The sequence below is a fragment of the Brevundimonas sp. genome (assembly GCF_016463295.1).
Lineage (GTDB): Bacteria > Pseudomonadota > Alphaproteobacteria > Caulobacterales > Caulobacteraceae > Brevundimonas.
The window spans coordinates 178,399-198,608 of record NZ_JAEMRO010000001.1 but is presented as its reverse complement, the minus strand read 5'-3'; the positions used below and the strand labels follow the sequence as shown (position 1 = coordinate 198,608).

General features: G+C 65.8%; 24 protein-coding genes. 11 read left to right on the top strand and 13 right to left on the bottom strand.

The annotated features are described in order from the left end of the window. Nucleotides 1–41 precede the first annotated feature (41 nt). The gene (locus JHC81_RS01050) at nt 42–1,592 is read left to right on the top strand and encodes a serine hydrolase (RefSeq protein WP_292169580.1); all 1,551 of its coding nucleotides are present in this window, start codon (nt 42–44) and stop codon (nt 1,590–1,592) included. On the opposite strand, the gene JHC81_RS01045 is transcribed toward JHC81_RS01050, so the two are convergent. After that, nucleotides 1,579–2,190 (bottom strand): TIGR02466 family protein, encoded by a 612-nt coding sequence (locus JHC81_RS01045; RefSeq protein ID WP_292169578.1) that lies wholly within the window; start codon nt 2,188–2,190, stop codon nt 1,579–1,581. The genes JHC81_RS01050 and JHC81_RS01045 overlap by 14 nt on opposite strands. A gap of 43 nt (nt 2,191–2,233) precedes the next feature. Further along, nucleotides 2,234–2,992, bottom strand: a complete 759-nt coding sequence (locus tag JHC81_RS01040) for a methyltransferase (RefSeq protein WP_292169577.1) — start codon at nt 2,990–2,992, stop codon at nt 2,234–2,236. Between the two features lie 144 nt (nt 2,993–3,136). On the opposite strand from JHC81_RS01040, the gene JHC81_RS01035 reads away from it, so the two are divergent. After that, complete coding sequence (locus tag JHC81_RS01035) at nt 3,137–4,123, top strand: polyprenyl synthetase family protein (protein WP_292169607.1); 987 nt, start codon at nt 3,137–3,139, stop codon at nt 4,121–4,123. 8 nt (nt 4,124–4,131) lie between these two features. Here JHC81_RS01035 and JHC81_RS01030 read toward each other — a convergent pair whose 3' ends face one another. From JHC81_RS01030 to JHC81_RS01020, 3 genes are read right to left on the bottom strand one after another with little or no spacing between them, the layout of a single operon-like run. After that, entirely contained in the window at nt 4,132–4,356 is a 225-nt protein-coding gene (locus JHC81_RS01030; RefSeq protein ID WP_292169575.1) for a DUF465 domain-containing protein, read from the bottom strand. Nucleotides 4,357–4,393: 37 nt separating this feature from the next. Next, nucleotides 4,394–4,873 (bottom strand): TIGR02444 family protein, encoded by a 480-nt coding sequence (locus tag JHC81_RS01025; protein WP_292169573.1) that lies wholly within the window; start codon nt 4,871–4,873, stop codon nt 4,394–4,396. Beyond that, nucleotides 4,870–5,472 carry a UbiX family flavin prenyltransferase gene (locus JHC81_RS01020; RefSeq protein WP_292169606.1) on the bottom strand — a complete coding sequence of 201 codons (603 nt, stop codon included), beginning with the start codon at nt 5,470–5,472 and terminating at the stop codon, nt 4,870–4,872. The genes JHC81_RS01025 and JHC81_RS01020 overlap by 4 nt, the downstream gene beginning before the upstream one ends. A 179-nt stretch (nt 5,473–5,651) precedes the next feature. On the opposite strand from JHC81_RS01020, the gene JHC81_RS01015 reads away from it, so the two are divergent. Next, the gene (locus JHC81_RS01015; RefSeq protein ID WP_292169571.1) at nt 5,652–5,825 is read left to right on the top strand and encodes a DUF465 domain-containing protein; all 174 of its coding nucleotides are present in this window, start codon (nt 5,652–5,654) and stop codon (nt 5,823–5,825) included. A 78-nt stretch (nt 5,826–5,903) separates the two neighbouring features. On the opposite strand, the gene JHC81_RS01010 is transcribed toward JHC81_RS01015, so the two are convergent. Continuing rightward, on the bottom strand, nt 5,904–6,575 hold the full coding sequence (locus JHC81_RS01010; RefSeq protein WP_292169569.1) for a cell cycle transcriptional regulator TrcR: 672 nt from the start codon (nt 6,573–6,575) through the stop codon (nt 5,904–5,906). 216 nt (nt 6,576–6,791) lie between these two features. On the opposite strand from JHC81_RS01010, the gene JHC81_RS01005 reads away from it, so the two are divergent. After that, nucleotides 6,792–7,403: a beta/gamma crystallin-related protein gene (locus JHC81_RS01005; RefSeq protein ID WP_292169567.1), complete on the top strand. Its 612-nt coding sequence runs from the start codon at nt 6,792–6,794 to the stop codon at nt 7,401–7,403. Nucleotides 7,404–7,406: 3 nt separating this feature from the next. Here the strand turns inward: JHC81_RS01005 and JHC81_RS01000 are convergent, their stop codons facing one another. Beyond that, nucleotides 7,407–8,378: an NAD(P)H-quinone oxidoreductase gene (locus JHC81_RS01000; protein ID WP_292169566.1), complete on the bottom strand. Its 972-nt coding sequence runs from the start codon at nt 8,376–8,378 to the stop codon at nt 7,407–7,409. An 81-nt stretch (nt 8,379–8,459) separates the two neighbouring features. On the opposite strand from JHC81_RS01000, the gene JHC81_RS00995 reads away from it, so the two are divergent. Both JHC81_RS00995 and JHC81_RS00990 read left to right on the top strand, forming a co-directional pair. Then, entirely contained in the window at nt 8,460–8,666 is a 207-nt protein-coding gene (locus tag JHC81_RS00995; RefSeq protein ID WP_292169565.1) for a DUF1192 domain-containing protein, read from the top strand. A 128-nt stretch (nt 8,667–8,794) separates the two neighbouring features. Beyond that, complete coding sequence (locus JHC81_RS00990; RefSeq protein ID WP_292169605.1) at nt 8,795–9,295, top strand: DUF1465 family protein; 501 nt, start codon at nt 8,795–8,797, stop codon at nt 9,293–9,295. 3 nt (nt 9,296–9,298) lie between these two features. Here JHC81_RS00990 and JHC81_RS00985 read toward each other — a convergent pair whose 3' ends face one another. Then, nucleotides 9,299–10,858: a L,D-transpeptidase family protein gene (locus tag JHC81_RS00985; RefSeq protein WP_292169563.1), complete on the bottom strand. Its 1,560-nt coding sequence runs from the start codon at nt 10,856–10,858 to the stop codon at nt 9,299–9,301. A gap of 175 nt (nt 10,859–11,033) precedes the next feature. Next, on the bottom strand, nt 11,034–11,258 hold the full coding sequence (rpmE, locus tag JHC81_RS00980; RefSeq protein ID WP_292169561.1) for a 50S ribosomal protein L31: 225 nt from the start codon (nt 11,256–11,258) through the stop codon (nt 11,034–11,036). A gap of 149 nt (nt 11,259–11,407) precedes the next feature. Between rpmE and JHC81_RS00975 the strand changes: the two genes are divergently transcribed. Next, nucleotides 11,408–13,258: an ABC transporter transmembrane domain-containing protein gene (locus tag JHC81_RS00975; protein WP_292169559.1), complete on the top strand. Its 1,851-nt coding sequence runs from the start codon at nt 11,408–11,410 to the stop codon at nt 13,256–13,258. 4 nt (nt 13,259–13,262) lie between these two features. On the opposite strand, the gene JHC81_RS00970 is transcribed toward JHC81_RS00975, so the two are convergent. Further along, on the bottom strand, nt 13,263–14,309 hold the full coding sequence (locus JHC81_RS00970; protein WP_292169557.1) for a 2OG-Fe(II) oxygenase: 1,047 nt from the start codon (nt 14,307–14,309) through the stop codon (nt 13,263–13,265). A gap of 5 nt (nt 14,310–14,314) precedes the next feature. Next, the gene (locus JHC81_RS00965; protein ID WP_292169555.1) at nt 14,315–14,761 is read right to left on the bottom strand and encodes an HIT family protein; all 447 of its coding nucleotides are present in this window, start codon (nt 14,759–14,761) and stop codon (nt 14,315–14,317) included. An 87-nt stretch (nt 14,762–14,848) separates the two neighbouring features. Between JHC81_RS00965 and JHC81_RS00960 the strand changes: the two genes are divergently transcribed. Continuing rightward, nucleotides 14,849–15,214 (top strand): phage holin family protein, encoded by a 366-nt coding sequence (locus JHC81_RS00960; protein ID WP_292169554.1) that lies wholly within the window; start codon nt 14,849–14,851, stop codon nt 15,212–15,214. Between the two features lie 42 nt (nt 15,215–15,256). Here JHC81_RS00960 and JHC81_RS00955 read toward each other — a convergent pair whose 3' ends face one another. Beyond that, nucleotides 15,257–15,424, bottom strand: coding sequence for a hypothetical protein (locus tag JHC81_RS00955; protein WP_292169603.1), 168 nt, complete (start codon nt 15,422–15,424; stop codon nt 15,257–15,259). 117 nt (nt 15,425–15,541) lie between these two features. Next, complete coding sequence (gene rpmG / locus JHC81_RS00950; RefSeq protein WP_181543575.1) at nt 15,542–15,709, bottom strand: 50S ribosomal protein L33; 168 nt, start codon at nt 15,707–15,709, stop codon at nt 15,542–15,544. A gap of 144 nt (nt 15,710–15,853) precedes the next feature. Between rpmG and JHC81_RS00945 the strand changes: the two genes are divergently transcribed. The 3 genes from JHC81_RS00945 to JHC81_RS00935 all read left to right on the top strand — a co-directional run bounded on the left by JHC81_RS00945 (nt 15,854) and on the right by JHC81_RS00935 (nt 20,197). Then, entirely contained in the window at nt 15,854–16,417 is a 564-nt protein-coding gene (locus JHC81_RS00945; protein WP_292169551.1) for a hypothetical protein, read from the top strand. 190 nt (nt 16,418–16,607) lie between these two features. Then, nucleotides 16,608–19,376, top strand: a complete 2,769-nt coding sequence (gyrA, locus tag JHC81_RS00940; RefSeq protein ID WP_292169550.1) for a DNA gyrase subunit A — start codon at nt 16,608–16,610, stop codon at nt 19,374–19,376. Nucleotides 19,377–19,402: 26 nt separating this feature from the next. Further along, complete coding sequence (locus JHC81_RS00935; protein WP_292169548.1) at nt 19,403–20,197, top strand: aminotransferase class IV; 795 nt, start codon at nt 19,403–19,405, stop codon at nt 20,195–20,197. The last annotated feature ends 13 nt before the right edge of the window (nt 20,198–20,210 follow it).

Below are 20,210 nucleotides of genomic sequence, written 5' to 3'. Positions count from 1 at the left end.
GACGCTTCATCCGTTCAAGACCCAGGCTGACCGCGGTGCCAATGATCGTCATCCTTCTGATGATCATAGAGGCCCTGATGTCCCGGTATCGAACCGCCCTAAGCCTGCTGGCGCTCACCAGCTTTCTTGTGGCCACTCCGGCCTGGTCCGAGCCGGGCAAAACCCGTCAGGCCGCCGATATCGATGCCTTCGTGCGGCGTGCCATGGCGACGGTCGGGACAGTTCCAGGTCTGTCACTGGCCGTGGTCGCCGGCGAAGATGCGGTGATCGTCGGTGGCTATGGCGTGGCTGATGTCGAGAGCCGCCATCCTGTCGATGCCGATACCGCTTTCTACATCGCCTCTGCGACCAAGTCGTTCACCGCCCTGGCGATCGCGCGCATGGGCGAGCGAGGCGAAGTTAGCCTTGATGAGCCACTCAGCCGCTGGGCGGGCAACTCTGCTCTACCGACCGATCAGTCCGCAACCGTGACGCTGACTGATCTGCTCAGCCATCAATCCGGGCTGAGCAATGAGGCCATGGGCTACCGGTTGGCCTTCTCAGGCCAGCATACGCCGACCGTACTGCAAGGCTTGCTCGCCCTGACCACGATGAATGCCGAGGCTCCACGCGGCACCTTCCAGTACACCAACATCGGCTACAACATCGCCACGACCCTGATCGAAGGGCGCTTTGGACAGAGCTGGCAAACCCTGGTGCGTGATGAAGTGCTCGTGCCCGCAGGCATGACCCGCACGACAGCTTTTATATCCCAAGCCCGCCAGACGGACACAGTTGCCACTGGCCATCTCGCCTATAGCGCCGCCGCAGCGTCACCCAGTCCGTTGCAGAAGGTGGACGAGACGATGCAGTCGGCCGGTGGGCTCGTGTCGACGGCGCGTGACATGGCCCGCTGGCTGGAGGTCCAGATCAACGATGGAGAACTGGACGGCCGACAGGTTTTCCCGCCAGGTCTGGTCGCTAGCACCCATCGTGCACGCGTCGCTCAGGACCGCACGTTCGGCCGGTACCATCGCGACGGATATGGCCTGGGCTGGCAGACCGGTCGCTATGGGGATGACGTGTTGATCCACCATTTCGGCAACTTCGGCGGCTCCCGGGCACACGTCTCCTTCATGCCCGAGCGGCGGCTGGGCGTGGCGGTGATGGTGAACGAGGACCTGGTCACCGGCGAACTGGCCGATCTGGTAGCCAACTATGTCTATGATCGGTTCGCCGATCTGCCTGACATCGATGCGAGGTACGACGCCCTTCTGGCCGAGATGGTCGCGACACGCGATCGCCGCTTGGCCGCCTTGACCGCAGCGCGCGAAGAGCGGGCGGCGAGGCCTTCAATGCTGTCGCGGCCGTTGGCGGCTTATGTCGGCATCTATGACAATCCGGCGATGGGAACCCTCGTCATCGACCAGGAAAATGGGCATTTGGTCGTGCAGTCCGGCGTCATGTCGGCCATCAGCGAGCCGGCGACGGACGCCGAAAGCATTCGTGTTGAACTGGTCCCGATGCAGGGCCAGACCATAACCTTTGGCGCAGAAGACCTGACATTCGACGGCCACGTCTTTGTTCGCCGACAAGGTGTCAGGCGTAGTTGAAGCTGATCGAGATGCGCTCTGTCTTTGCCGCATTGACCGGCACCTCATGCCTCAGCCAGCTTTCCCACATCAGGACCGTGCCTGCGCGGGGGGCCAGGTAGACGAAGGGGCGCTCGGCCTCCGGGGCGTCGGCGTGGAGGCCGGGGCGGGCCATCATCATGGGCATTCGGGGGTCTTCCAGCTTGAGGGCCGAGGCGCCGTCGGGGACCTCGACATAGACGGTGCCGCTGATGAAGGCGTGAGGGTGGATGTGGCCCGAATGACTGCCGCCGGGCTTGAGGATATTGACCCACAGGCTGTCCAGCCGGGGTTTGCCGGCCAGATCGAAGTTCAGGGCCTTGGCATAGGCGACGGCGTGGCGATCCAGGTGCCGCTTCAGGTCGGCGAATTCCGGCAGGCGTTGGGGCAGGTCGGTCAGGGAGCCGTAGGAGGTATAGCCGCGATAGCCTTGCGCCTTGCACCAGGCACGACCGGCATGATCCTCGACCGCCAGCATGCGGCAGGCCTCGGTCAGCTCGGCGTTGAAGACGTCGAAGCCGGGCGTATCGGCCAGACTGGCCTCATAGACCTGGGTGACGAAGAGGGGGCGCAGGGACATGGCACCGCTTTAGACGAAGCGGTCGCCTATCAGAAGGCCCGGGCTAGAAGGGAAGGGCGGCTTCGCCACGCAGGATGGCCTCGGCCTCGGGCGTATGCTTGGCCCCGCTGCGGTCGTGCAGGATCAGGGGCGGCAATAGACGCAAGGGCGCGCGACCGGTCTTGATCGCCTGCACCAACACCCGCTTGGCAGGCTCGTCCGCATGGGGGTGAATGCCTCTGACCGAGAACGAGCCGGCCGTTTCGCCCAGAAGCGACAATAGGTCCTCCAGCCGATCCGCCCGGTGGATGATGACGATCCGCCCACCTTCGCGCACCGCCTTCAGCAGGAAATGCGTCCAGGGCCGTAGACCGTCGTCCGCCATCCAGGCATCGCGCTTGCCCGGTGCCGGAGCACGCAGGGCGGCGGGATCGTCGAAGAAGGGCGGATTGCTGACGGCCCAGTCGAATGGCGGCAGGTCCAGCGCGCGAAACCCGGTGACGACATCGCCCGTGACAATGCTGGCCGGGGTGCCGTTAAGGATTGCGTTCGCGCGCGCGAGTTCCGCCATCGCGGCATCGCGCTCTAGCCCGACCAGCGCGATGTCTGGCTGACGCGCGGCGATCTGCATCAGTGCGCCGCCGGCCCCGCACCCGGCCTCGATCAGACGCTCTCCGGGCTTGGCCGCAACGGCGGCGGCCAACAGGGCGGCGTCCATACCCGCGCGATAGCCCTTGGCCGGTTGACGCAGTCGCACACGCCCACCAAGCAGGGCATTTTCGACGACCTCGGCTGTCAGGTGTGGCAGTGGTGCGACGGTCACGCGGCTTGACCCTTTCTTGGGCCATCACCATTGTGCGGTGCGTCGTCGTCAGGCAAGGCGGCGTCAGGATTTTCCGGCGCGATCCTTTCTCGCGCATGCCGAACGAGTAAGCTGTTGGACGCTGTCACCCTGGCCGAACCCCGCATGAAGGGTGACGTCGAGCCCCTGGTTCGGCTGGCGCGTGCCGACATGGCGGCGGTCGACCGGCTGATCGTGGCCCGCATGCAGTCGCAGGTGCCGGTCATTCCCCTTCTGGCCGACCATATCGTCGCTGCCGGCGGCAAGCGGCTGAGGCCCCTGCTGACTGTGGCCGCGGCGCGGGCAGCCGGTGCAAAGGGCGATATTGAGGCCCCGATCAAGCTGGCGGCGGCGGTGGAGTTCATTCACACGGCCACCCTGCTGCACGATGACGTGGTCGATGCGTCCCAGCTGCGGCGCGGCAAGGTGGCGGCCCACCTGATATGGGGCGCTCCGTCCAGCGTTCTGGTCGGCGACTTCCTGTTCGCCCGCGCCTTCGAACTGATGGTCGAAACGGGCCAGATGCGGGCGCTCGGCATCCTGGCGCGGGCCTCCAGCGTGATCGCCGAGGGCGAGGTGCTGCAACTGACCCGGGCCCACGACCTGAACCTGGATCAGGAAACCTATCTGCGCATCATCTCGGCCAAGACCGCTGAACTGTTCGCGGCTGCCGCCGAGGCCGGAGCTGTGGGGGCAGGGGCGGGCGACAAGGCTGTGGAGGCCCTGCGGTCTTACGGCCTGAACCTGGGCCTGGCCTTCCAGCTGGCCGACGACGCGCTGGATTACGGCGGGTCGTCCGACGTTCTGGGCAAGAATGCGGGGGATGACTTCCACGAGGGCAAGGTGACCATGCCCCTGCTGCTGGCCGCCGCCCGCACGCGCGGCCGCGAGGATGCGTTCTGGGAGCGCACCATCAACAAGGGCGAACGGACCGAGGACGACTTCCGCCGCGCCCGCGAACTGATCATCGGCACCGGTGCGGTCACGACGACGCTGGACACGGCCTATGCCTATGCCGAAGCCGCCAAGATCGCACTGAGGGCCCTGCCTGCGGGCGAATGGCGCGCGGCACTGGAACAGCTGGCGGATTTCGCGGTCAGCCGCGCCGCCTGATCACCGCGTCACGCGATGATGTCGGGCAGGATCAGGTTTTCGATCCGGACGATCTCGTCCTTCAGCGTCAGCTTCTTGCGCTTCAGCCGCGCGATCATCAGCTGGTCCGGGATCGGCATGTGGCCCAGCGCCTCGATGGAGGCCGACAGGTCGGCATGCTCCTGCTGAAGGGCCTTAAGCCGGGCCTCCAGGGCCTTGTCTTCTTCGCTCAGAAACGGTTCGTCGTCGTTCATGGTGGTCCCCGGACGGGCGCTTATATCGTGCGACCGCTCAGGCCGGAAGGCGTTCGGCCAGACGGATCAGGCCGGGCCGCGGAATCGATGACGACCAGGTGCGGGCGACGGCCACCAGCGCATCGATCGCGGGGCGAGCCGGTCCTGACGCAGCGGGGCTCAAGGCCTCAAGCGCCAGCAGCAGGCGACGCTCGGCGTCCAGTTCGGTGGCCTTGACCTGACTTCGGACAGCCTCGCGGTCGTCGTCATCCATATCGACGGACTTGATTTTCAAGGCGCGGCGGACCACCCGCAGCGGCGCGATGGCGGTCTCTTCCCAGACGCGGGCCGTATCGCAGGCGGCTTCGCGGGTGTCCTCGTCCAGGGCGCGTCCCGTGGCAGTGGTCCAGGCCGCCCAGAGCAGGAGGGGCACATTCTGACCGGCGCTATCCTGAAGTTCGAGGCAGACCTCGGCCACGCCGGGGGCGGCGTAGGCGGTCATGACCCAGGGCCACAGGCCGTCGCTGCCGCCGCTCATGCCTCTGGCGCGCCCTTGAGACCGTCCCAGCGGCGTACGGCGGACCAGTCCAGCCCGAACAGGTCCAGCGCCCGCCCGACCGACTGATCGACGATGTCCTCGATGGATTTAGGCCGCGCATAGAAGGCGGGCAGGGGGGGCGCGATGATGGCCCCCATCTCGGTCAGGGCCGTCATGGTCCGCAGGTGGCCCAGGTGAAACGGCGTTTCGCGCACCATCAGCACCAGCGGCCGCCGCTCCTTCAGCACGACGTCGGCGGCACGCGTCAGCAGGTTGGAGGTCACGCCCGTGGCGATCTCGCTCATTGTTCGGACCGAACAGGGGGCGATAATCATGCCGAGCGTGCGGAAGGAGCCCGAGGCGATGGTGGCGCCGACATCCGCCAGCTTGTGCACCACATCGGCCCGGCCGGTCAGATCGTCGGGGGTTAGATCCGTTTCCTGTGACAGCGTCAGTAGGGCCGCGCGGGTCACGACCAGATGGCTCTCGACGCCCAGTTCGCGCAGGGCGTCCAGCACGCGCACGCCATAAGTCACGCCGGATGCACCGGAAATCCCGACCACCAGTCGCTGGGGCGGGTTCCGTATGGCTGTGTTCACAACTTCGGCCAATTCGGGCTCCAGGCTCTGTCTGTCCGGTCGGATCGGCGATCACCGGAATGTGATTCTACAGCCGGTCAAGCTGGGCGCTCACTAGTGGCGATACCGGGTCCGATGCGCAAGCCAGCGGGTCGGTGCCAGGGTGTCGCTATCGGTCCTTAGACATGGAGGCGAAAGCCATGACCATCGAAGCCCGTATCCGCGAACTGGGAAACCGTCATCGCAATCTGGATGAGACCATCCGGCGCGAGATCACCCACCCGGCCACGGATTCGCTTCGGGTACGCGAGCTGAAGCAGCAGAAGCTCCGGCTCAAGGAACAGATTACCAGTCTGGAGGCGCGCGCCGGATAGCGGCGTCTCCGAAGTCCGAAATTGAAGACGGCCCCGGAGAGCGATCTCCGGGGCCGTTTTTCCTTGGCGAGAAGACGATCAGTCCTTGGAGCCGAACACCGACTCCGCCGTGGGCTCGGCACCGCGGCGTTCGCGGGCCTCGGGTACGAACTCTTCCTCGACCGGCTCGACAGGGGCATCGGCGGGCTGCAGGGTTGCGCCGCCCTTCTTGGCGTCGTCCTTGGCCTTCTTGTCGGCGGCCTTCTTGACCAGGTCGTCCAGAACGATCTGACCGACCAGGCCCAGGGTCACGGGATCGACGGGCTTGATGTTGGCGCTGTTCCAGTGGGTGCGGTTGCGCACGCTCTCGATCGTGGACTTGGTCGTGCCCAGCAGCTTGGCGATCTGGGCGTCCGTCACCTCGGGGTGGTTGCGCACGAACCAGGCGATGGCGTCCGGACGGTCCTGACGACGCGAGACGGGCGTATATTTCGGGGCCGGCTTGGCGGCCTTCATCATTTCGGCATGGCGGCTGACCACGGCCTGCATGCGGTAGTTCTCGTCGTTCTGGGCCTTGTCCAATTCCTCGCGGCTTAGCTGGCCGTTGACGAGCGGGTCGGCACCCCGGATGTCGCGCGCCACGTCGCCATCGGCGATGCCGCGCACTTCCAGCGGATGAAGTCCGCAGAAGTCGGCGATCTGCTCGAACGTCAGCGAGGTGTTGTCGACCAGCCAGACCGCAGTGGCCTTGGGCATCAGAATGTCGGTCATGCGAGTATTCCGGTTCTAGGACGGGGCCAGAAAGTCGGGCTCCGGATACGACGGCGCCCGGCCTTTCGACCGGGCGTTGATATCCCGGATATAAGCGCATTCTCTGGAAAAGAAAACGAAAGCCTGCAATCTCGTACAGCCAAGGTTCATCGCGGGTGTTGAACATTGGGGTCAGTGGCGCGTTGGGCGTCTGAGACTGAACATTGGGAGGGTATCATGTTGCTTGAAGCATTGGCTGCCGCGGCGATGATGTCCGGGGTCGAGGCCCCGATACAGGAACGTGGCGCACCACGCGGCGACTATCGTGACAGCTGCAGTGGCGAATACGTGAACCGCGGACGTCTGTATGCCGACTGTCGGACGCGTCGGAACGACATCCGCGCGACCTCGATCGAGCTGGCGCGCTGTTCCAGCTACGAAATCAGGAACAACGACGGCTTTCTGACCTGCGGTCCTTATCGTGGTGATGATGAGGGCCGGCCCGGCGGCGGCGGTGGCTATCCGGGCGGTCCTGGCGGCGGCTGGAACCCCGGCGGTCCCGGCGGCGGCTGGAACGGCGGGCGCCAGAGCATCGTCGTTTACCGTGACGCCAACTATCGGGGTCAGGCGATGCAGTTCAACGGCGAGGTCGCCAATCTGCGCAACACCGGCATGAACGATGCGATCAGCTCGTTCCAGCTTCGCGGTGCCTGGGAACTGTGCACCGACGCCAACTTCGGCGGGCGCTGCACGGTGTTCGACGTGGATGTGCAGAACATGGCCCAGTGGCGGCTGAACGACAGCATCTCCTCGCTGCGTCCCGCCCGCCGTGGCGGCGGTCGCTGGTAACGGTCAGACCGTCAGTACGATCTTGCCGACATGGTCGCCCGCCTCGAGCCTGAGGTGGGCGGCTGCGGCCTCCGCCAGGGGATAGGTCGCCTGCACAGGCGGGCGCACCTGACCTGCGGCGATCCAGGGCCAGGCCACGGCTTCGATTTGAGCGATCAATCTGGCTTTTTCATCGGCCGGGCGAGCGCGCAGGGTCGAGCCGGTCAGGACGATGCGCTTCATCATCAAGGCGGCGAGGTCGATCTCTGCCTTCGCGCCCGAGAGCGTGGCGATGACGACCCAGCGACCGAACCGGTTGAGTACGGCCTGGTTCAGCGCGGCATAATCACTGCCGACCATGTCCAGAACGACATCCACACTGCCGAAGCCCGTGATGGCGGCTTGCAGGTCGTCGGCCGTGGCGTCAAGGCTGAGGTCAGCGCCCAGCGCGCGTGCCGCTGTCGTCTTGTTTGCCCCGCGCGAGGTGGCGATGACCTTCGCTCCTGCAGCCTTGGCCATTTGAACGGCCGTGACGCCGATCCCGCTGGTCGCACCATGGATTAGCAGGGTTTCGCCCCCCTTGAGTTCGCCTGCCTCGAACACATTGGCGAACACAGTGCATACGGTCTCGGGCATGGCCGCGGCCTGAACGAAGTCCATGTCTTGCGGCACCGGCAGGGCATGCCGGGCATCGACCACCGCCATTTCTGCATACCCGCCGCCACCCAGCAGGGCACAGACACGGTCGCCGATGGCCCAGCGGGTCACGCCAGGGCCGAGCTGATCGACCTCGCCGGCCACCTCCAGCCCCAAACCTTCGGGTGCCCCGGGCGGGGCAGGGTAGAGACCCCGTCGTTGCAGCAGGTCGGGACGATTTACGCCTGCGGCCCGCACCCGAATGCGGATTTGGCCCGGCCCCGCGACGGGATCGGGCCGCTCAACCAGCCGGAGGGCCTCGGCCGGTCCGGAACTGCCGTCGATGTCGATCGCCTTCATCCTGCCCGTCGTCCTTGCAAATGTCCGTGTCCCGGCGTTTCCTAGTCGGTTCTGACGGCCCTGGCCAAGGAGGAGGTGAGCATGTTCGAAGACAGCAACGAGCCCCGCCCCGCGCGCGACGCATCCCTGATCGCCGTGACGCGGGAAGATCTGGACCTCTATTCCGTTGAAGACCTGAAGACGCGGATCGAGACGCTGGAAGCCGAGATCGAACGCTGCCGTGCGGCCATCGACGGCAAGTCCAGCCAGCGCAACGCGGCGGACGCCCTGTTCAACTTTGGCCGATGACGGACAGTCTGTGGCATGGCCGTTGCAGACCGCTCTCTCGCCGCGCGAAATCGTGCCGGTCGTGATACGAGTGCGCCTGTTCCATGAATCTGACTGAAGTCATGCCGATCGAAGACCCCGCCGCCCCCATGCCTGTCATGCCTGCCGGACGGGATCGCGCCGCCGTGGTGGACGATTTCGCGCGCTCGGAGCTGTTTGACCGAACTTTCCGCGAGGGGATGGAGCTGGTCGAGGATACCGCCGCCTATCTGGACGGAGACGGGCGGCGCGAATCGCGGCTGCTGTCGCGGGCCACGGCGCTGGCCTATGCCAGCGAGAGCATGACCCTGACGACGCGCCTGATGCAAATCGCGTCCTGGCTGCTGGTCCAGCGGGCCGTGCGCGAGGGCGACATGAGCGCGCTGGCCGCTTGCGATGCCCGCTATCGCCTGGCCGACCGCAAGCCCTCGATTGAGCCCAGCCATCCGGAACTGCCGATCGCCCTGGTCGAGTATCTCGTTCAGGCCGAGAAGCTGTACGACCGCGTCCTGCACCTGGACCGTCGTATGTACAGGGACGCGCCCGATGAGGCTCCGACCAATCCGGTCCAGAGCCAGATGGACCGGCTGACGGCGGCGTTCGGGCGCTAGGTCTTACGGACCGACGTCGTTGGCGTCGGTACGGCCATCGGCCACAACGCGCGGCAGGCTGACGGCGATGCCCAGGGCGTCGGCCAGTTTGGCGTCGCGGCTGTAGACATCCTCGCGGAAGGCGACGCGGCCCTGACCGTCCACGAAGGCGGTCCAGTACAGGAGACGAACACCGATTTCGCGGCCGGTCTGGATGCGTTTGGTCTCGCGCGTGTCCTGGGCGGTGTCGAACTCGCTCAGCAGGGCGGGGTCGGGGGACAGCAGGATGCGCGCGAACTCGACCGCATTCTGCACCCGCACGCAGCCATGCGACCGCTGACGAACCGACAGGTTGAAGGCCGCCTTGGTCGGGGTGTCGTGCAGGAAGATGGCGTAGCTGTCGCGCAGTTCGAACTTCACATAGCCCAAGGCCGCCTGCGGGCCCGCGCGCTGGATGACATTGCCTTGCGGCGTCACATACATGTTCTGGCTGGCCAGATAGCCGGGCCCGCGCGGCAGGATTTCACGCCGGGCAATGCCGGCGGGGACGTACCACGGCGGGTTGGCTACGACCGAGGCGAACGGCTTCTCAAGGCTGGGCGTCTGGTTCTCGGGGCTGCCCACGACCACCCGGTTGGAGTGAACGGGGCGTCCGTCCTTCCAGTAGACCATGATGGCGGCGGCGGTATTGACTTCGATCCGCTCGGGATTGACGTCGCGCTTCAGCCAGCGCCGGCGCTCCAGGTTCAGCGCGATCTGACGCGCGCGATCCTCGACCGAGGCTCCCAGCGAACGCTGCGTGCCTGCACCGATGCGGCCGTCGGCCCCGAGGCCATGCCGGGTCTGGAAGCTGCGCACACCGGCCTGAATCTCGGCATTGTAGACATTGCCCGCCGAGGCCAGACGCGCGCCCGCCTCTGGGCTCAGATCGCCCTCGGCGACCAGGCGCTTGATCAGCGGCTGGATCCGCGGATCGCTGGTGCCCGGCTCGATCGTGCCGCCCTGGCGGAAGGTGGGCCAGCCGCCCGAAGCGCTGAGACGGCGATAGCGGACGTAGCCGGCCGACAGATTGGTGTAGCCGATGTCGGTCGGGGCCAGACCCTCGAACCAGTCCAGCAGACGGTTCTGGGCCAGGGCGTCGTTCAGGCCGGTGGGCAGATCGACGCGGTTCTTCTGCATCTCCCAAAGGTCTTCGACATCCTCGGGCCGGACGCGGCCCTCGGCCAGCACGCGGCCATAGGTCAGGGCGGCGGCGGTGGTACGGATCTCGGCGGCGCTGCGGTCGGCGGCCATGGCCTGGAAGTCGAAATAGTCGGCGGGCGACAGGCCGTGGCGCTCGGCCCGCATCGAGGCGGCCTGAAGTCCGCGCAGACGATCGGCCGTCCAGACGGGACGCCAGCCGTTCAGTTCATAAAAGGCGCGCACGTCGGGCTGGATCGCCTCCGGAAGGCGGGCCAGCTGGTCGTTGAAGCCGTTGTAGAAGGCGACGGCGGCCGGATCGCGGGTCTGTGCCTGTGCGGCCAGACCAGCCGCCGAGGCCATGGCCGTCACAGCCGCGCCCAGACCCAATTCCCTACGGTTCATCTCAGTCGCATCTTTCGGCCGTCGATGCGGACACCACGTCCACGCCCCGCGACGGTCAACGCGTTCATATTACCGGCGTTCCGGCCAAACAGAAAGGCGCTGGGCCGGGGCCCAACGCCTTCGTGATCTGCAAACCTCAGGGTGTGGCTTTGGCGCACACACCGGCGGGTAGGGCCTACTTCTTGATGAAGCCGGCGAACTTGTTGTTGAAGCGCGACACGCGGCCACCACGGTCCAGCATCTGCTGGTTGCCGCCGGTCCAGGCGGGGTGCGTCAGGGGATCGATGTCCAGGTTCAGGACAGCGCCTTCCTTCTGATAGGTCGAGCGCGTCTGATAGGTCGTACCATCCGTCATGGTGACGGTGATGAAGTGGTAGTCGGGGTGGGTGTCGGGCTTCATGGTCGTCGTCCGTAGTCTCTGGCGCGGTGACGATGCCGACCGTCGGTGCGCGAAAATGAGAAACCCGCCGTGCCTGTGACAACAGAACCCGGCGGGAATGAGCGGCGGCGTTTACACCGGGGGGCGTTCCGGGGCAAGAGGCGCGCACGATGACCGAAACCTTTGCCGCCCAGACCGATTCCGCCGACCTGAGGGCGCGACCCGGTGCGGGCGCTCAGCTCAGCGAACAGATTTCGGAGGCAGCCGCGCGTCGCACCAAGTCGCGCGATGTGCGTCCCTTGCTGCGGCTGGTCCCCTATGCGCTGCGTCACAAGGGCCAGCTGGTCATGGCCAGCCTGTGGCTGCTGGCCTCGACGGCGGCGTCTCTGGGCCTGACGGCGACCGCACGGGGTGCCATCGACAACGGTTTCAAGGACGGCGGCAGCCAGTTGAACCTGTGGTTCCTGGTGCTGGGAGCCAATGCGCTGTTCCTCGGCCTGGCTACGGCGATCCGCTATTTCTATGTGACCAAGAGCGGCGAGCGGGTCATCGCCGATCTGCGCAAGGGGCTGTTCGAGCGCATCCTGACGCTCGATCCGTCCTTCTATGCGAAGATGCGGACAGGCGAGGTGCTGTCACGTCTGACGACCGACATCGCCCTGATCGAGACGTTGATGACGACCTCGGTCTCCTATGCGATCCGTAATGCGCTGACGCTGGTCGGGGGGACGATCCTGCTGTTCATCGTCAGCCCCAAGCTGACCGCGTTCGTCCTGCTGATCGTGCCGGTGCTGATCGTGCCGTTGTTCGTCTTCGGACGTACGGTCCGCAAGCTGACGGTCCGGTCGCAGGACCGGTTTGCGGGAGCCGTGGGCTTTGCAGGCGAGAGCGTGGACGCCATCGAGACGGTTCAGGCCTTTGGGCGCGAGGCGTCGTCGATCGCCCGCTTCGGCCAGGCGGTGGAGGAGGCGTTCGGCGTCTCCCTGATTCGCATGAGGGCCCGGGCCCTGATGACGGCCCTGATCATCATCGTCATGTTCGGCGGGGTCACCCTGGTGCTTTGGTTAGGAGCCCAGGATGTGATCGCCGGGCGGATGAGCACGGGGGCGCTGCTTCAGTTCGTTCTGCTGTCGGTCTTCTCTGCGGCCGCCGTCGGTGCCCTGGGCGAGAGCTGGGGCGATGTCCAGAAGGCCGCCGGGGCCATGGAGCGGATCGATGAACTGATGCGCAGCCAGGCCGCCATCGCCGCGCCGCCTGTGCCCGTGACTCTGCCGGAGCCACCGGTGGGGCAGGTCTCGATGACCGATGTGGGCTTTACCTATCCCGGCCGTCCCGACCTGCCGGCGCTGCGCGGGTTCAGCCTGACGGTTCGGCCGGGCGAGACCGTGGCCCTGGTCGGTCCATCTGGCGCGGGCAAGAGCACGGTATTCCGGCTGTTGTTGCGCTTCTACGACCCACAGTCGGGCGTGGTGTCGGTCGATGGGGTCGATGTCCGCGACGCCGATCCGGTCGCCGTGCGCAATCGTTTCGCCTGGGTGTCGCAGGAGGCCCCACTGTTCTCGGGTTCGGCCAATGAAAACATCCGCTTCGGGCGCGATACTGCCTCGGATGCCGAAGTCCGCGAGGCCGCTAGGGAGGCCCAGGCCCTGACCTTCGTCGAGGCCCTGCCCGAAGGATTCGATACGCCTCTAGGCGAACGCGGCAAGAGCCTGTCGGGGGGGCAGCGTCAGCGAATGGCCATCGCCCGAGCGCTGGTTCGCGACGCGCCTATCCTGCTGCTCGACGAGGCCACGTCCGCCCTCGACGCCGAGAGCGAGCAGCTGGTCCAGATGGCGCTGGATCAGGCCATGGAGACCCGCACCACCATCGTCATCGCCCACCGCCTGGCCACCGTGCTGCGGGCCGACCGGATCGTGGTGATGGAGGACGGGCGCGTCGTGGAGGAGGGGACCCACGCCTCGCTGATTACACAGGGCGGTCTTTATGCCCGGCTGGCGGACCTGCAGTTCAGAGTGACCTGACTGGTCACGCCGTCAGGGCCGGGTCCAGATACTTCAGATTGGCTTCGCGTATCGCCGCCGCCGCCTCGTCATACAGGAAGGGCAGAAAGGCGAACCGTTCGCCCCGGGTAACCGGCGTCGCCTCGTGCAGGACCGAGCAGGAAAACACACAGGCTCCGCCCGGCGGGGGGCGATAGGTCCGGTCGCCAAACTCCGGAAACCGCAGGTCGCCGCCGTCGTAATCCGCGTTCAGATTGATCGAGACGGCGAACCGCCGATGCGCCGTGCCGCGGGTCGTATTGTCTCTGTGCGGGCGGAAAAAGCCGCCGGTTTCGGCATCGTAACGTGCGACCAGATAGCGCTCGATCCGGGTCGGCTCGAAGTTGAAGGCTTTTACGATCTGCGGCACCAGACGCTGACGCAGGCGGGTCATGATCTGCTTCTGGAGCGGTTCTTCCTCGACGATGACGTCACTGCGACGCTTGTGATTGTCATCGACCATCAGCGTGGTCACCCCGTCGATTTCTCGCATGAAGCCTGAGGTTTCGCCGCCCTTGTCGCGATAGAGGGCGATCAGCGCGTCGCAGAACGCAGGCTCGAAAATGCGGGGGGTGATCAGTACCGGTGCCAACCCGTCCGAGCCGGAATGATGGGCCGGCGGCGGGAGTTGAGCCAGCCGCTCGATCATCCGCTCAGCCTGATCGGGCGGTGCCGCAGCCAGCACATGCAAGGCCGGATCGATCAGGAACCAGCGATCCGTCTCGGCGGCCCCATAGCGCGCGGCTATTTCGCCCTCGCTGTCGAACAGGAAACGCAGGCCTGGCAGTTCATCCGTGCGGCTGTTGCGCTTCGAATCGGTACCGACGATCAGCACGAAAGCGCTGGCGTGGATGTCATCGAGTATCTTGCGCCGCTGTTGGAGCGTTCGGACCGCTGCATCGACGGCCGGTCCGGCATGGACGATGGCTAGCAGCAGATATCGTCCCGCCGCCGTGTCGAAGACGTAGCGCGGATTGCTGACCCCCGGCGTGGAAAACGTCGGTGCGGGCTCTCCGAACCCGGGGCCGGCCATCCGGTTCACCTGATGGGCTCCAATTCAGCCGCGATCCGTTCGGCCAGCGCCTGCAGAACCGCCGTATCCGCCATCAGCGCATGGCCGTGGCCCTTCATCGGCCGGTCGGTCCAGCGCGGGACGATGTGGAAATGCAGGTGAAACACGGTCTGGCCGCCGGCCTCACCGTTGAACTGCAAAATCTGGAAGCCCTCCGGCTTCAGCGCCTTTTCCACCGCCCGTGCCGTACGCTGGGTCGCGGCGACGACACGGGCCAGAATCTCCGGCTCGATTTCCAGCAGATTGCGGGCTGTCGATTGCCTGGCGATGATCAGGACGTGGCCTTCGGACTGGGGAAACACATCCATGAAGGCCAGAATGTGCTCGTCCTCCCACACCTTCACGGAAGGAATGTCTCCGCGCAGGATTTTGGCGAAGATGTTGTCGGGATCGTAGGGGGCGTGAAGCGTCATCGAAATCTCCTGACCCATCGTTGCGAATGAGGGGAGCCGGATCAAGCAGTTCGCGTTATGGTCAAGGTTCTGACCGGAGGCTTTGCCATGCTGCGTTTCATCATTCAGTTCGCCGTGACCGCCTTGGCGCTGTGGCTGGCAGCCCAGGTCGTGCCGGGTGTCGCGGTCGCGTCGACGACGACGCTGCTGATCGCGGCCCTGCTGCTGGGGATCGCCAATGCGGTGGTGCGGCCGATCCTGACCATTCTGACCTTCCCCCTGACGGTCATCACCTTCGGCCTGTTCCTGCTGGTCGTGAATGCCGCCGTGATCGGGCTGGTCGCCATGTTCCTGGAAGGCTTCGTGGTCGATGGCCTGTGGGCGGGGATCGGCGCGGCCATCGTGACGGGCATCGTCAGCTGGATCGCCGGCTGGTTTATCGGCGGAGACGACCGGGGCAGCCGCACGCGCTGACCCAGGCGATGTGGGCTGAAGGCCGAGCCTGTGCCGCTGCCGTCAGCGGCTCATCCAGGGCTTGGACTTGCCCGCAGCAATCCGCGCAGCCTGCTCGCGCTGAAACTTGCCGCCTTTGGGTGGTGTCGGGCGAGCATTGATGGTCGCCTGCTTCAGCCGCAGGGCCTTCTGGATGGGTGTCTCGCTCGCTGGCTCTTCGGCAGCAGCCATCGGGTCGCGTTCAGCGTCGTTCATGGCGCAAGCCTAGCATGCGTCTGCTGTGTGCCGGCCAACGAAAAACGCCCGGCCTTTCGACCGGGCGCTTTCGAAAGGATCAGGATCAAGGGATTACTTGATCTTGCCTTCCTTGAACTCGACGTGCTTGCGCGCGACGGGATCGTATTTCTTGACGACCATCTTTTCCGTCATGGTGCGGGCGTTCTTCTTGGTGACGTAGAAGAAGCCGGTGTCGGCGGTCGAGTTCAGGCGGATCTTGATTGAAGCTGGCTTGGCCATCGAAATTACCTCTGCGACGGCGAAAGCCGCTAAAATATGAGGCGCGGAACATACTCAGGCGCGCCCGGAAGTCAACGCGCATTGCGCAGCGACCTGCATTGGCCGCGATTAGGCGATCTGGAGCCTAACGGCTAGGGTTGGCCGATGAAACAGATCGCCCTTGCCGCCGTCGCGCTGATGACACTCTCCGCCTGCGCGACCACACCCAGGCCTGCGGCTCAGCAGACCGCCTTCATGGCCAACCTCAACGCCCTGTGTGGCCAGCGATTCGTGGGGCGGGTCGTGACGACCGACGCGGCGGATGCCGACTTCGCCAGCCAGCGCCTGCTGATGCACGTGCGCGACTGTACGGCCGAGGAAGTCCGTATTCCGTTCTGGGTCGGCGAGGACCGATCCCGCACCTGGGTGATCAGCCGTAACGAACAGGGTGGCCTGACGCTGAAGCACGACCATCGCGACCCGCAGGGCAATCCCGATGGCCTGCACTGGTACGGTGGCGACACGACCAGCACCGGAACCGGCAATCGCCAGGAGTTTCCTGTCGATGATTTCTCCATCGAGCTGTTCAACGCCGGGAACGCCGCCGTCTCGACCACCAATGTCTGGGCCGTCGAGGTCCATCCGGGGCAGATTTATGCGTATGAACTGCGGCGGACCAACCGTCACTTCCGCGTGGAATTCGATCTGACACGTCCCGTCAGCGAGTGACGGGACGAAATTACAGGCCCGTCTTCAGCCAACGATGAGACCGCAGCGCATGAGAGCATGCACACGGACAAAATTCTTCGTGCATTGAACGGGTGCCCGGTCGCGGCGACTTTGCCTTGGGCCGGCCGGACTGCTAGAAAATGCGGTAGCGGATCACGTTCCGATTCCGGCCATTCAAAGCCCGATTTCCTTGACCGACGACAGCTATACCAATGCCGCACCCCCATCGGGCGGCAGTGACATTTCGACCATCACGATTGAGGACGAGCTGAGGCGCTCCTACCTCGACTATGCCATGAGCGTGATCGTGTCCCGGGCCCTGCCGGACGCGCGCGACGGGCTGAAGCCCGTGCATCGCCGCATCCTGTATTCGATGCACGATCTGAAGATGTCGCCGGACCGCGCCTATTCGAAATGCGCGCGTGTGGTCGGTGACGTGCTGGGTCGCTTCCACCCGCACGGCGACGCCTCGGTCTATATGGCCCTGGTCCGCATGGCCCAGCCGTTCTCGATGGGGCTGATGCTGGTCGATGGCCAGGGCAATTTCGGCTCGGTCGACGGCGATATGCCGGCCTCCATGCGCTACACCGAGGCCCGGATGGCCCCGGCGGCGGCGGCCCTGCTGACCGACATCGACAAGGACACCGTCGATTTTCAGCCCAACTACGACGAAAAGGAGCTGGAGCCCGTCGTCCTGCCGGCGCGGATTCCGAACCTGCTGGTCAACGGCGCGGGCGGCATCGCCGTCGGCATGGCGACCAATATCCCGCCGCACAATCTGGGCGAGGTGATCGACGCCTGTGTCGCCCTGCTGGACGACCCGAACCTGGGCGACGAGGCGCTGCTGGACATCGTACCGGGCCCCGACTTCCCCACCGGCGGCGAAATCATGGGCCGCACCGCGCCCCGCAATGCCCTGCGAGAGGGGCGTGGCTCGGTCATCGTGCGCGGCAAGGCCACGATCGAGACCATCCGCAAGGACCGCGAGGCCATCGTGGTCACCGAACTGCCGTTCCAGGTCAACAAACAGACCCTGATCGAGCGCATCGTCGAAATGGTTCGTGAAAAGCGGATCGAGGGCATCAGCGACGTCCGCGACGAATCGGACCGCGACGGCATGCGGATGGTGATCGAGCTGAAGCGCGACGCCTCAGGCGACGTCGTCCTGAATCAGCTGTGGCGCTTCACCGCCATGCAGAGCTCATTCGGCGTCAACATGCTGGCGCTGAACCACGGGCGGCCCGAGCAGATGGGCCTGCGCAAGCTTCTGGACGTTTTCCTGGACTTCCGGGAAGAGGTGGTCATCCGCCGCGTCAAGTTCGAACTGGCCAAGGCGCGCGATCGCGGCCATGTGTTGGTCGGTCTGGCCGTCGCCGTCGCCAACATCGACGAGGTGATCCACATCATCCGTTCCTCGGCCGATCCGGCCGAGGCGCGCGAGCGGCTGCAGGCCAAGTCATGGCCCGTCGGCGACATGATCGCCCTGATCGAGCTGATCGCCGATCCGCGCTCTATGCTGATTGAAGGCGACAAGCTGAATCTCACGGACGAGCAGGCGCGCGCCATCCTGGGCCTGACGCTCAGCCGCCTGACTGGTCTGGGCCGCGATGACATCTTCGGCGAGGCGAGGGGGCTGGCCGACACCATTCAGGGCCACCTGACCATCCTGTCGGACCGGGCCAATGTCCTGGCCATTATCCGCGAAGACCTGCTGGCGGTGAAGTCCGAGTTCGCCGTGCCGCGCCGCACGATGATCGGCGACGGCGATTTCGAGCTGGAAGACGAGGACCTGATCCCGCGCGAGGACATGGTCGTGACCGTGACCCACGGCGGCTATGTCAAGCGTGTGGCGCTGAACGCCTATCGGACCCAACATCGCGGCGGCAAGGGCAAGTCCGGCATGACGATGAAGGATGAGGACGCCATCACGGGCGTCTTCTCCGCCTCGACCCACACGCCGGTGCTGTTCTTCGCCACCAATGGCAAGGCGTACAAGCTGAAGACCTGGCGTCTGCCGCTGGGCAATCCGACCTCGCGCGGCAAGGCCTTCGTCAACCTGCTGCCGATCGAGCCGGGCGACAGCATCATGAACGTCCTGCCGCTGCCCGAGGACGAGCGTGAATGGGACAACTACGACATCATGTTCGCCACGGCTTCAGGCGACGTGCGCCGTAACAAGCTCAGCGACTTCGCCACGGTCAACCGCGCCGGCAAGATCGCCATGAAGCTGGAGGAGGGCGACCACATGGTCGGCGTCGCCCTGTGCACGGCCGACGACGATGTGCTGCTGACCACGGCGCTCGGTCAGGCCATCCGCTTCAAGGCCGACGACGTGCGGGTGTTCAAGGGCCGCGATTCGACCGGTGTGCGCGGTGTGCGTCTGGCCGACAGCGACGAGGTCATTTCCATGGCCATTCTGGGCCGTGTGGATGCGACGCCCGAGGAACGGGCAGCGTATGTCCGTCATGCCAACGCCATGCGTCGCGCCGCGACCGGTGAGGGTGAGGACGAGCCGACAACCGTCGCGTCGGAAGAGGAAGGCGAGGAGGTGTCGGCCGACGCCGTCCTGTCGGTCGAGCGGATCGCCGAACTGGGGGCCGCCGAACAGTTCATCCTGACGGTCACCGACACGGGCTTCGGCAAACGCTCGTCGGCCTATGAGTATCGCCGTACCGGACGGGGCGGGAAGGGGCTGACGGCCCACGGGCTGGGCGGACGCGCGGGGACGCGTCTGGCTGCGGCCTTCCCTGTCGAGGAAAGCGACGACCTGCTGCTGGTCACTTCGGGTGGCCAGATGATCCGCACCCGCGTGGATCAGGTCCGCGTCGTGGGCCGCGCCAGCCAGGGCGTGACGATCTTCAAGACCAGCGACGGCGAGAAGGTCGTCTCGGTCGAACGCCTCCCCGACAGCGGCGGAGACGAGGTCGAAGGCGATGGCGGCGAGGGTGGTGAGGGCTGATCCGGCTTCCGGCGGGAGGGATAGCCATGCCCAATCTGTTCATCGACGGTTCCCCCGCCACCGAGGCCGACCTCGCGCACCAGGCCCTCGTGAACTATGGGGCCTATACCTCCTTCCGCGTCGAGAACGGGGGTGTGCGCGGCCTCGACCTGCATCTGGAGCGTCTGGAGAACGCGGCCGTCGAGCTGTTCGGTCAGGCGGTGGAGGGCGGGCGACTGCGTGCCCTGATGCGCTCCGCCTTGGGCCCGCGCCAGGACGCCTGGCTGCGGGTCAGCCTGTTCTCCGATGCCCTGTCCAACCGCGACCCAACGGCAGAAGGCGCGCCGCGCGTGATGGTCGGGGTTTTCGATCCGCCGTCAGCTCTCGCAGGCGCAGTCCGGCTTCAGCTTCAGACCTATGAGCGCGAGGCTCCGCACCTGAAACATGTCGCCACCTTCGGTCTGCTGCGGGCGCGCCGGGCCGCCAGGGCGGCGGGCTTCGACGACGCGCTTTTCGTGGGCCGCGACGGGCGTATTTCGGAGGGTTCGCTCTGGAACATCGGCTTCCTGTCAGGCGACACCATCGTCTGGCCCGAGGCCCCCATGCTGGCCGGAGTGACACAGGCTTTGTTGTCGGAGGGCCTGCTTGTCCGAGGCGTCGCCCAGACGACCCGGCCCGTTACAGTGGCGGACCTGTCCCACTTCACGGCCGCCTTTCTTTGCAACAGCGCGACGCCCGCCGCGTCGATTGTCGCCGTCGGCGACCGGACGTTCGAGCCCGATTCAGCCTTGATCGACCGACTGACCGAAACATGGCTTTCACAGCCGATCCAGACGATCTAGGCCGGGCCTGTGG

Excerpts from the sequence above, each read along its gene's own strand:
- JHC81_RS01050 (WP_292169580.1), top strand. The coding sequence starts at position 42 with ATGATCGTCATCCTTCTGATGATCATAGAGGCCCTGATGTCCCGGTAT.
- JHC81_RS01045 (WP_292169578.1), bottom strand. The coding sequence starts at position 2,190 with ATGTCCCTGCGCCCCCTCTTCGTCACCCAGGTCTATGAGGCCAGTCTG.
- JHC81_RS01035 (WP_292169607.1), top strand. The coding sequence starts at position 3,137 with ATGAAGGGTGACGTCGAGCCCCTGGTTCGGCTGGCGCGTGCCGACATG.
- JHC81_RS01030 (WP_292169575.1), bottom strand. The coding sequence starts at position 4,356 with ATGAACGACGACGAACCGTTTCTGAGCGAAGAAGACAAGGCCCTGGAG.
- JHC81_RS01025 (WP_292169573.1), bottom strand. The coding sequence starts at position 4,873 with ATGAGCGGCGGCAGCGACGGCCTGTGGCCCTGGGTCATGACCGCCTAC.
- JHC81_RS01015 (WP_292169571.1), top strand. The coding sequence starts at position 5,652 with ATGACCATCGAAGCCCGTATCCGCGAACTGGGAAACCGTCATCGCAAT.
- JHC81_RS01010 (WP_292169569.1), bottom strand. The coding sequence starts at position 6,575 with ATGACCGACATTCTGATGCCCAAGGCCACTGCGGTCTGGCTGGTCGAC.
- JHC81_RS01005 (WP_292169567.1), top strand. The coding sequence starts at position 6,792 with ATGTTGCTTGAAGCATTGGCTGCCGCGGCGATGATGTCCGGGGTCGAG.
- JHC81_RS01000 (WP_292169566.1), bottom strand. The coding sequence starts at position 8,378 with ATGAAGGCGATCGACATCGACGGCAGTTCCGGACCGGCCGAGGCCCTC.
- JHC81_RS00995 (WP_292169565.1), top strand. The coding sequence starts at position 8,460 with ATGTTCGAAGACAGCAACGAGCCCCGCCCCGCGCGCGACGCATCCCTG.
- JHC81_RS00990 (WP_292169605.1), top strand. The coding sequence starts at position 8,795 with ATGCCTGTCATGCCTGCCGGACGGGATCGCGCCGCCGTGGTGGACGAT.
- JHC81_RS00985 (WP_292169563.1), bottom strand. The coding sequence starts at position 10,858 with ATGAACCGTAGGGAATTGGGTCTGGGCGCGGCTGTGACGGCCATGGCC.
- rpmE (WP_292169561.1), bottom strand. The coding sequence starts at position 11,258 with ATGAAGCCCGACACCCACCCCGACTACCACTTCATCACCGTCACCATG.
- JHC81_RS00975 (WP_292169559.1), top strand. The coding sequence starts at position 11,408 with ATGACCGAAACCTTTGCCGCCCAGACCGATTCCGCCGACCTGAGGGCG.
- JHC81_RS00970 (WP_292169557.1), bottom strand. The coding sequence starts at position 14,309 with ATGGCCGGCCCCGGGTTCGGAGAGCCCGCACCGACGTTTTCCACGCCG.
- JHC81_RS00965 (WP_292169555.1), bottom strand. The coding sequence starts at position 14,761 with ATGACGCTTCACGCCCCCTACGATCCCGACAACATCTTCGCCAAAATC.
- JHC81_RS00960 (WP_292169554.1), top strand. The coding sequence starts at position 14,849 with ATGCTGCGTTTCATCATTCAGTTCGCCGTGACCGCCTTGGCGCTGTGG.
- JHC81_RS00955 (WP_292169603.1), bottom strand. The coding sequence starts at position 15,424 with ATGGCTGCTGCCGAAGAGCCAGCGAGCGAGACACCCATCCAGAAGGCC.
- rpmG (WP_181543575.1), bottom strand. The coding sequence starts at position 15,709 with ATGGCCAAGCCAGCTTCAATCAAGATCCGCCTGAACTCGACCGCCGAC.
- JHC81_RS00945 (WP_292169551.1), top strand. The coding sequence starts at position 15,854 with ATGAAACAGATCGCCCTTGCCGCCGTCGCGCTGATGACACTCTCCGCC.
- JHC81_RS00935 (WP_292169548.1), top strand. The coding sequence starts at position 19,403 with ATGCCCAATCTGTTCATCGACGGTTCCCCCGCCACCGAGGCCGACCTC.